Origin of the sequence: Streptomyces sp. NPDC059452 (assembly GCF_042750035.1) — a bacterium.
Lineage (GTDB): Bacteria > Actinomycetota > Actinomycetes > Streptomycetales > Streptomycetaceae > Streptomyces.
The window spans coordinates 101,607-108,608 of the sequence record NZ_JBHYVE010000028.1; the positions used below are offsets into that span (position 1 = coordinate 101,607).

General features: G+C 71.8%; 6 protein-coding genes. 5 read left to right on the top strand and 1 reads right to left on the bottom strand.

Annotated features, from left to right (window positions below; translation table 11 throughout):
* Positions 1-2: 2 nt before the first annotated feature.
* Positions 3-1,145 (bottom strand): S-methyl-5-thioribose-1-phosphate isomerase, encoded by a 1,143-nt coding sequence (gene mtnA, locus ACFW9Z_RS29755; protein WP_384645671.1) that lies wholly within the window; start codon positions 1,143-1,145, stop codon positions 3-5.
* A 140-nt stretch (positions 1,146-1,285) separates the two neighbouring features.
* On the opposite strand from mtnA, the gene ACFW9Z_RS29760 reads away from it, so the two are divergent.
* From ACFW9Z_RS29760 to ACFW9Z_RS29780, 5 genes are read left to right on the top strand one after another with little or no spacing between them, the layout of a single operon-like run.
* The gene (locus ACFW9Z_RS29760; protein ID WP_384645672.1) at positions 1,286-2,497 is read left to right on the top strand and encodes a hypothetical protein; all 1,212 of its coding nucleotides are present in this window, start codon (positions 1,286-1,288) and stop codon (positions 2,495-2,497) included.
* A gap of 4 nt (positions 2,498-2,501) precedes the next feature.
* Complete coding sequence (locus ACFW9Z_RS29765; protein WP_384645674.1) at positions 2,502-3,191, top strand: DUF4129 domain-containing protein; 690 nt, start codon at positions 2,502-2,504, stop codon at positions 3,189-3,191.
* Entirely contained in the window at positions 3,188-4,429 is a 1,242-nt protein-coding gene (locus tag ACFW9Z_RS29770) for a DUF4350 domain-containing protein (RefSeq protein WP_384645675.1), read from the top strand. Before ACFW9Z_RS29765 ends, ACFW9Z_RS29770 begins: the two co-directional genes overlap by 4 nt.
* Entirely contained in the window at positions 4,426-5,445 is a 1,020-nt protein-coding gene (locus ACFW9Z_RS29775; RefSeq protein WP_384645676.1) for an AAA family ATPase, read from the top strand. Before ACFW9Z_RS29770 ends, ACFW9Z_RS29775 begins: the two co-directional genes overlap by 4 nt.
* 10 nt (positions 5,446-5,455) lie before the next feature.
* A complete protein-coding gene (locus ACFW9Z_RS29780; RefSeq protein WP_384645677.1) occupies positions 5,456-6,769 on the top strand; it encodes a DUF58 domain-containing protein in 1,314 nt (437 codons plus the stop codon).
* Positions 6,770-7,002 lie beyond the last annotated feature (233 nt).

Sequence of the window (7,002 nt, forward strand, 5' to 3'; positions counted from 1 at the left end):
CATTAGCTAATCGTTACCTGCGATGACCTGGCACACAGCTCGGCCAGTCCGACCCCCGTGACCGGGGAAATGACACCCTCCTCGGTGACGATCGCCGTGATCAATTCGGGCGGTGTGATGTCGAAAGCCGGGTTGTACACCGGGGCACCGAGGGGTGCGACGACCATCCCACCCCCACCGCCCGCCGATACGGCGCGTGACGGTGTGAGCTCCGTCACTTCTTGCCCGGAACGCTGCTCAACGATGATCGATGTGCCCTCCGCCGTGTCCATGTCCACGGTCGTCGTCGGCGCCACCACGATGAACGGCACATGGTGGTACTTCGCGAGCACAGCCAACGGATAACTCCCCACTTTGTTGGCCACCGAGCCGTCCGCGGCAATGCGGTCCGCCCCGATGAGTACGGCATCCACCTCGCCCGCGGCGAACAGGGAACCCGCCGCACTGTCCGTGAGCAGGCTGTACGCCATCCCGCTGCGCGCCGCCTCGTACGCCGTCAGCCTCGCCCCCTGGAGCAGCGGCCGGGTCTCGTCCACCCACAGCCGGCGCAGCCGCCCCTGCCGGTGCACCCGCAGCGCCACCGCGAACGCCGTCCCCTCGCCCCCGGAGACCAGCGCCCCGGTGTTGCAGTGGGTCAGCAGCTGATAACCCCGCCCCGGCAGCAGCTCCTCCAGCAGCGCCACCCCGTGTTCCGCCATACGCCTGCTGGCCTGGGCGTCCTCCCGGTGCAGGGCCCGGGCCTCGGCCAGCGCCACCGCTGCGGCCTCCTCCGGCCCCGCCCCCTTCCCGGCCGCCGCCCAGTAGGCCGTCGCCACCCGCCGCACCCCGTACCCGAGGTTCACCGCGGTGGGCCGCGCCCCCTCCAGCAGCCCGGCGGCCTCCGCCACGTCGTAGCCCCGCGCCGCCGCGAGCGCCACCCCGTACCCCCCGGCGATCCCGAGCAGCGGGGCCCCTCGTACCGCCAGCGTCCGGATCGCCCGCACCAGCGCGGGCACATCCGTGCACACCAGCTCGACCTCCTCGGCGGGCAGCCGCGTCTGGTCGAGGAGCACCAGTACGGGACCTTCCGGAGGCTCGTCCCAACGGAGTGCGGGAAGCGCGGGAGGCTCGCTGCCCACCGGCGATTGCGCGTCCTGATCAGCCATCCACCCAGTCTGCCCGGTGAGCCGCCCACAAATGAAGGCACGAAGGAGAGAAGGCTCCTGGTCCACGCCGCACCGGCCCGTGGCACGATGGCTGCCAACCTGCCGCCCCGATGAGCGGTCAGGACGGTGAAGGAGCGAGAATGAACGACTCTCCGGGCTGGGCGACGCCCGGATCTGCCCCCTCCGACGGCCAGGAGGCGGCCGTTCCCCGCCCCTCCGGGCCTCAGGACGGAAGCGTGCCGGGGGCACAGTGGTCCCCCGAGCAGCCGCCCCCCGCCCAGTGGTCCCCGCCGAGCAACCCCGGCGGCGGCCCCGGAGCACCCCCGCCCGCCCCCGGCTGGGGCGGCGGTCCGCAGCAACCGGGCTGGGGCGCACGGCCTCCGGCGGCCAAGCCCGGCGTCATCCCGCTGCGCCCCCTGGGCCTCGGCGAGATCCTCGACGGCTCCGTCTCGGCCCTGCGGGCGCACTGGCGTACCGCGCTCGGCTTCAGCCTCGCGGTCTCCCTGGTCACCCAGGTCGCCGTCATCCTCATGCAGCGCTACCTCCTGCCCAAGCCGACCGCCATCGACCCGAACGCCCGCGGCACCGAAGCCCTCCGACAGGCCTCCGAATCCGCCCGGACATCGCTTCTCTCCCTGGCCCCGGCTTCTCTCCTCGCGATGATCGCGATGCTCTTCACCGCGTCCGTCGTCACCGTGGTGATCAGCCGCTCGGTCCTGGGCCGCCCCGTCACGCTCTCCGACGCCTGGGCCGAAGCCCGCCCGCGGCTCCTCCCCCTGATCGGGCTGACCCTGCTGATCACCCTGATCGCCGTCACGGTGATGGCCGTCGGTATCGGTCCCGGACTGCTGCTGGGCTCCGGAGCCGGCGCGGCGCTCGCGTTCCTCGGCTTCGCCGCCGCCTGCGTCGTGATCATCTGGCTGCAGGTCAGCTTCATCCTCGCCGCCCCCGCCCTGATGCTGGAACGGCAGGGCATCATCGCCTCGCTGCGCAGATCGGCGAAGCTGGTTCGCGGCGCCTGGTGGCGCACCTTCGGGATCCTCGCACTGACCTACCTGTTCGTCTTCCTGCTGAGCTTCGCCGTCTCCATCCCCTTCACCGTCGTCGGGCTCATCGCCGACGGCACCGGCGTCAGCGAGTTCTTCAACGGCAGCGTCCCCACCCCCGGCTGGCCCTTCCTGATCGTCACGGGCATCGGCGAAGTGATCATCTACACGCTGGTCTACCCCTTCGTCACCGGTGTGATGGCACTGCTCTACATGGACCAGCGCATCCGCCGCGAGGCACTCGACGTCGACCTCGCACGGGCCGCCGGACTGCCCGGCTACGGCGCCGACACCCCTCGGAGCTGATGCGGTGCCGGGGGCGGGGGGCACCACAGCAGCACGGCACCTCACCAGCGCGGGCGACATACCCGTGGACACTCCACGGGTCCCCGCGCGGGAGGCTGCCGAGAGCGAGCTGGCCAAGCCGATGTACCACGAGAACGATCCGAACTTCCTTGAGCGCGCCCTGAACCGCTTCTGGGACTGGGTCGCCGGGGTGTTCGACGCCGCCGCAGGCGTCGCCCCCGGCGGCCCGGCCGGACTCGTCGTCCTGGTGCTCCTCCTCATCGGACTCGGCATCGCCCTCTGGTGGCGGCTCGGCACCCCCCAACGCTCCTCCCGGCCCGTGGACGCCCTCTTCGAGAGCGACGGCCCCCGCAGCGCCGCCCAGCACCGCGCCGCGGCCGACACACACGCCGCCGCTCTCCGCTGGACCGAAGCCGTCCAGGAACGCATGCGCGCCATCGTCCGGTCACTGGAGGAACGCGCCCTGCTCGACCCCCGGCCCGGCCGCACGGCTGACGAAGCCGCAACGGAAGCGGGCCGCGCCCTGCCCGACCACTCGGCCCGGCTGCGCTCCGCCGCCCGGGACTTCGACGACGTCACATACGGCGGCCGTACAGCGGGCCAACCGACGTATCTGGCCCTCCGCGCCCTGGACACCGAGCTCGACGCGGCAAAGCCCGTACTCCCCGGCTCCACCCGAGGGGCCGCCGTATGACCACGGCCACCGCCCCCTCCCCCACCTCGACGGCACTCCCCCCGCGCCAGGTCTGGAAGCGTGTCCAAGGGGTGCTGATCGTCCTGCTCGTCCTCGTGATCGCCGGCGTCACGTTCGCCGCCGTACGCTCCGGCACCGCGTACGGGCACCTCGACCCCCGCTCCGCCGGCCCCAAGGGCAGCCGCGCGGCGGCCGAGCTCCTCAAGGAGCGCGGGGTGTCCGTCACCGTCGCCACGACCCTGGACGACGCCATCGGCGCAACAGGACCCGACACCACACTCCTGGTCACCGGCCCCAACCTCCTCACCCCGTCGCAACAGCGCCGGCTCCACGGAGCGACCACCGGCTCCGACGGCCGCACCCTCCTCATCGCCCCGGGCCCCTCGGCCGCCTCCCGCCTGGCCCCCGGCGTACGCGCCGAGCCCCACCGCCCGGTGAGCACGCTCCCCCCGTCCTGCACGCTCCCCGCCGCCCGCAACGCAGGCACGGTGGACATGGGCGGCATCCGCTACACGGCACGGGACGCCGACGCCACCGCCTGCTACCCCAGCGACGGCACACCCAGCCTGCTGCTCCTCAAGGACGGGAAGAAAGGCGACACCGTCCTCCTCGGCTCCCCCGACTTCCTCCACAACGAACGTCTCGCCCACCAGGGCAACGCCTCTCTGGCCCTGCAACTCCTCGGTTCGCGCCCACATCTCGTCTGGTACCTCCCTTCCCTGGCTGATCCATCCGCCACCAGCGATGACGGCATCTCCGACGACACCGACGACAGGGGCGACGAAGAGGAGTTCCCGGGCGAGGAGAGCAGCTTCCTCGAACTGATCCCCTCCGGCTGGCTCTGGGGAACGCTCCAACTCACCCTCGCCGCCGCCCTGGCCGCGATCTGGCGCGGCCGCCGGCTCGGCCCCCTGGTCATGGAACGGCTGCCGGTGTCCATCCGCGCGTCGGAATCCGCCGAAGGCCGCGCCGGCCTCTACCGCAAGGCCAACGCCCGTGACCGGGCAGCCGAATCACTCCGGGCCGCCGCCCGCACCCGTATCGCCCGCCTCGCCGACGTGCCCACCCACGAGGCACACACCTCCGCTGTCCTCCTCCCCGCTGTATCCGCCCGCACCACCACCACAAGCGACGACCTGAGCACCCTGCTCTTCGGCCCGGCGCCCGCCGACGACGCGGCCCTTGTCCTCCTGGCCGAGCACCTCGACGCCCTCGAAAGAGAGGTACGCACTTCATGAGCGCCCCGACCCCCGAGCCGGCCGAACCCGCAGTGGTCCCCGTGACCCCTGAGGCCCCGGAGTCCGCCGACGGCGCCCGCGCGTCCCTGGAAGCCCTCCGCTCCGAGATCGCCAAGGCCGTGGTCGGCCAGGATCCGGCTGTCACCGGACTCGTCGTCGCGCTGCTCTGCCGGGGGCACGTGCTCCTCGAAGGCGTCCCCGGCGTCGCCAAGACCCTCCTGGTCAGGGCCCTCGCCGCCTCCCTCGAACTCGACACGAAGCGTGTCCAGTTCACCCCCGACCTGATGCCGAGTGATGTGACGGGCTCTCTGGTCTACGACGCCCGCACCGCCGAGTTCTCCTTCCAGCCCGGTCCGGTCTTCACCAATCTGCTGCTCGCCGACGAGATCAACCGCACCCCTCCCAAGACGCAGGCCTCCCTCCTGGAGGCGATGGAGGAGCGCCAGGTCACCGTCGACGGCACCCCCCGCCCGCTGCCGGACCCCTTCCTCGTCGCCGCCACCCAGAACCCCGTCGAATACGAGGGCACCTACCCGCTCCCGGAAGCCCAACTGGACCGCTTCCTGCTCAAGCTGACGGTGCCTCTCCCGTCCCGGCAGGACGAGATCAACGTCCTGACCCGTCACGCCGACGGCTTCAACCCCCGCGACCTCAAGGCAGCGGGCATACGGCCCGTCGCCGGACCCGCCGACCTGGAGGCCGCACGCTCAGCCGTCGCCAGGACGGCCGTCTCCCCCGAGATCGCCGGCTACGTAGTGGATATCTGTCGTGCCACGCGCGAATCCCCCTCGCTCGCCCTCGGCGTCTCCCCCCGAGGCGCCACCGCACTGCTCTCGACCGCACGCGCCTGGGCCTGGCTCACCGGCCGGGACTACGTCACCCCGGACGATGTGAAGGCCTTGGCGCTTCCCACGCTCCGTCATCGCATCCACCTGCGGCCCGAGGCGGAAATGGAGGGGGTCACCCCCGATTCCGTCATCACCTCGGTGCTCGCCCACGTCCCCGTACCCCGATGAGGCGGTGACCATGGCCCTCACCGGACGTACCGCACTGCTGGCCGCGCTGGGATCACTCCCCGTAGGCATCCTCGCCCCGAGCTGGGCCGGGATGCTCGCGGTCAACGTCCCGCTCTCACTAGCGATTCTGTGCGACTACGCCCTGGCCGCGCCAGTGCGAACGCTCCAATTCACTCGATCTGGTGATACATCTGTTCGACTTGGTGACGCGGTGAGCGTGCAACTCACCGTGACCAACACCTCCCGGCGCCGCCTCCGTGCGCAGTTGCGCGATGCCTGGCCCCCCAGCAGCTGGCCCACCGGCACCGAACAGGCGTCGTCCCGCCACACGCTGACGGTCCCTCCCGGCGAACGACGGCACCTCACCACCGTTCTGCGTCCGACGCGTCGCGGCGACCGGCAGGCCGAACGCATCACGGTCCGCTCGTACGGCCCTCTCGGCCTCGCCGCGCGCCAGGGCCAGCACCGCGTCCCGTGGACCGTACGGGTACTGCCTCCGTTCACCAGCCGGAAGCACCTGCCCTCCAGGCTGGCCCGGCTCAGGGAACTCGACGGCCGCACCAGCGTGCTGACGCGGGGAGAGGGCACCGAGTTCGACAGTCTTCGGGCGTACGTGCCGGGAGACGACACCCGGTCCATCGACTGGCGGGCAACGGCACGTCAGTCGGCCGTCGCGGTCCGGACCTGGCGTCCCGAGCGGGACCGCCACATCCTGATCGTCCTGGACACCGGCCGCACTTCCGCCGGCCGGGTGGGCGATGTTCCCCGCCTCGATGCGGCCATGGACGCCACGCTCCTCCTCACTGCCCTGGCCACGCGCGCAGGCGACCGCGTCGACCTCCTCGCCTACGACCGCCGTGTCCGGGCCCGGGTGCAGGGCCGCACCGGCGCGGGCGACGTCCTGGCGACGGTGGTCAACACCCTGGCTTCCCTGGAGCCCGAGCTCGTGGAGACGGACGCCCGGGGGCTCAGCACCGCAGCCCTCTCCGGCGCCCCGCGCGGGTCGCTGATCGTTCTCCTGACGACTCTGGAGGCCGCCCCCGTCGAGGAGGGGCTCCTCCCGCTGCTCCCTCAACTGACGCAGCGACACACAGTGCTGCTGGCGGCCGTCTCCGATCCGCGGATCGAGGAAATGGCGAAGGGCCGGGGCACGGTGGACGCGGTCTACGACGCCGCCGCCGGCACCCAGGCACAGGCTGAACGTCGCAGCACGGCCGAGAAACTCCAACGCCACGGCGTCGTCGTCGTGGACGCGGCCCCGGACAACCTTGCCCCCGCACTTGCCGACGCCTACCTTGCGCTCAAGGCCGCAGGCCGTCTCTGAGGCCTGGTGCCTGGTGCCTGGTGCCTGGTGCCTGATTGTCAGTCGGCCAGCTTGAAGACCAGCTCGGTGACGGTGGCCTGACGGCCGGGAGCGAACGAGTCCTCGCTGCTGCGCGGCTTCGTTGAGCAGCCCTTTACGGGAACGCAGAAAAGCCCCGCACCACAAGGGTGCGGGGCTTTCCCACAATAATTGTTCGGCGGCGTCCTACTCTCCCACAGGGTCCCCCCTGCAGT

Bases quoted from the DNA above. Each gene is read 5' to 3' on its own strand.
- mtnA (WP_384645671.1), bottom strand. From the start codon at position 1,145: ATGGCTGATCAGGACGCGCAATCGCCGGTGGGCAGCGAGCCTCCCGCG.
- ACFW9Z_RS29760 (WP_384645672.1), top strand. From the start codon at position 1,286: ATGAACGACTCTCCGGGCTGGGCGACGCCCGGATCTGCCCCCTCCGAC.
- ACFW9Z_RS29770 (WP_384645675.1), top strand. From the start codon at position 3,188: ATGACCACGGCCACCGCCCCCTCCCCCACCTCGACGGCACTCCCCCCG.
- ACFW9Z_RS29775 (WP_384645676.1), top strand. From the start codon at position 4,426: ATGAGCGCCCCGACCCCCGAGCCGGCCGAACCCGCAGTGGTCCCCGTG.
- ACFW9Z_RS29780 (WP_384645677.1), top strand. From the start codon at position 5,456: ATGGCCCTCACCGGACGTACCGCACTGCTGGCCGCGCTGGGATCACTC.